Annotated in this window: 1 other annotated feature (only partly in view). The window is 55.6% G+C overall.

The window, feature by feature from the left end:
* Window positions 1–33: 33 nt before the first annotated feature.
* Window positions 34–2,625: a sequence feature (mutual gap in cmsearch alignment for this rRNA model is longer than 100), on the reverse strand (it continues 204 nt past the right edge of the window).

Here is a 2,625-nt window from a genome sequence, read left to right on the forward strand (position 1 = left end):
TTCAGAACCGTAGAGTGGATGCGTAACACCTTCGTAGACAAGTCCTCGGCCTATTAGTACCAGTCAACTCGACAACACATTACTGTGCTTCCATTTCTGGCCTATCAACCCAATGGTCTATTGGGAGCCTTAACCCACAAAGGGTGGGATACCTCATCTTGGAACAGGCTTCCCGCTTAGATGCCTTCAGCGGTTATCCCTTCCGAACGTGGCCAACCAGCCATGCCCCTGGCGGAACAACTGGCACACCAGAGGTTCGTCCGTCCCGGTCCTCTCGTACTAGGGACAGCCTTCCTCAAGTATCCTACGCGCGCGGCGGATAGGGACCGAACTGTCTCACGACGTTCTAAACCCAGCTCGCGTGCCGCTTTAATGGGCGAACAGCCCAACCCTTGGGACCTACTCCGGCCCCAGGATGCGACGAGCCGACATCGAGGTGCCAAACCATGCCGTCGATATGGACTCTTGGGCAAGATCAGCCTGTTATCCCCGGGGTACCTTTTATCCGTTGAGCGACACCCCTTCCACCAGGAGGTGCCGGATCACTAGTCCCGACTTTCGTCCCTGCTCGACATGTCTGTCTCACAGTCAAGCTCCCTTGTGCACTTGCACTCAACACCTGATTGCCAACCAGGCTGAGGGAACCTTTGGGCGCCTCCGTTACTCTTTAGGAGGCAACCGCCCCAGTTAAACTACCCATCAGGCACTGTCCCTGAACCAGATCATGGCCCGAGGTTCAGATTCCCAATTCGACCAGAGTGGTATTTCAACAACGACTCCACAGTAACTAGCGTCACCGCTTCACAGTCTCCCACCTATCCTACACAAGCCGAACCGAAAACCAATACCAAACTATAGTAAAGGTCCCGGGGTCTTTCCGTCCTGCCGCGCGTAACGAGCATCTTTACTCGTAGTGCAATTTCGCCGGGCCTGTGGTTGAGACAGCCGGAAAGTCGTTACGCCATTCGTGCAGGTCGGAACTTACCCGACAAGGAATTTCGCTACCTTAGGATGGTTATAGTTACCACCGCCGTTTACTGGCGCTTAAATTCTCAGCTTCGCCCCGAAAGGCTAACCGGTCCTCTTAACGTTCCAGCACCGGGCAGGCGTCAGTCCATATACATCGTCTTGCGACTTCGCATGGACCTGTGTTTTTAGTAAACAGTCGCTTTCCGCTGGTCTCTGCGGCCACCCACCCCTAGTCCGCAAGGGACTTCAGAGTGTTTGGCCCCCCTTCTCCCGAAGTTACGGGGGCATTTTGCCGAGTTCCTTAACCACAGTTCACCCGATCGCCTTGGTATTCTCTACCTGACCACCTGTGTTGGTTTGGGGTACGGGCCGTGCATGCACTCACTAGAGGCTTTTCTCGGCAGCATAGGATCACTCTACTTCGCCTCAAACGGCTACGCATCACGTCTCAGCCTCATGGAACACGGATTTGCCTATGTTCCGGCCTACACGCTTACACCAGTACTACCACTCACTGGCGGAGCTACCTTCCTGCGTCACCCCATCGCTTGACTACTACGAAATCAGGTCCCACGCTCCACACACAAACCTCCATCCGAAGACTTCAGTCCATGGCTTTGGGTGGTTAGTATCAAACGCCTCGTCATGGGCGCACATGCTCGGGTACGGGAATATCAACCCGTTGTCCATCGACTACGCCTGTCGGCCTCGCCTTAGGTCCCGACTTACCCTGGGCGGATTAGCCTGGCCCAGGAACCCTTGGTCATCCGGCGGCAGAGTTTCTCACTCTGCATTCGCTACTCATGCCTGCATTCTCACTCCCACACCCTCCACGACTGGCTTCCGCCGCCGCTTCCCTGGATGCAGGACGCTCCCCTACCCATCCACACCACTAGACAAGAGTCTCAAGGACTCAAGCCGATGTATTGCATGAATGACACAGCTTCGGCGGTGTGCTTAAGCCCCGCTACATTGTCGGCGCAGGACCACTTGACCAGTGAGCTATTACGCACTCTTTCAAGGGTGGCTGCTTCTAAGCCAACCTCCTGGTTGTCTGGGCAATCCCACATCCTTTCCCACTGAGCACACACTTAGGGGCCTTAGCTGGTGTTCTGGGCTGTTTCCCTCTCGACGACGAAGCTTATCCCCCGCCGTCTCACTGCCACGCTCTCACACTACGGTATTCGGAGTTTGGTTGATTTCGGTAACCCGGTAAGGCCCCTAGACCATCCAGTAGCTCTACCCCCGCAGTGAAACACGTGACGCTGCACCTAAATGCATTTCGGGGAGAACCAGCTATCACGGAGTTTGATTGGCCTTTCACCCCTACCCACAGCTCATCCCCTCAGTTTTCAACCTAAGTGGGTTCGGGCCTCCACGACGTCTTACCGTCGCTTCACCCTGGCCATGGGTAGATCACTCCGCTTCGGGTCTAGACCACGCGACTACATTCGCCCTATTCAGACTCGCTTTCGCTACGGCTACCCCACACGGGTTAACCTCGCCACGCAGCACTAACTCGCAGGCTCATTCTTCAAAAGGCACGCCATCACCTGTTACGGCTCTGACGGCTTGTAGGCACACGGTTTCAGGTACTCTTTCACTCCCCTCCCGGGGTACTTTTCATCTTTCCCTCACGGTACTCGTCCGCTATCG

The organism is Amycolatopsis sp. NPDC005961 (assembly GCF_040629235.1).
GTDB classification, from domain to species: Bacteria; Actinomycetota; Actinomycetes; order Mycobacteriales; family Pseudonocardiaceae; genus Amycolatopsis; species Amycolatopsis camponoti.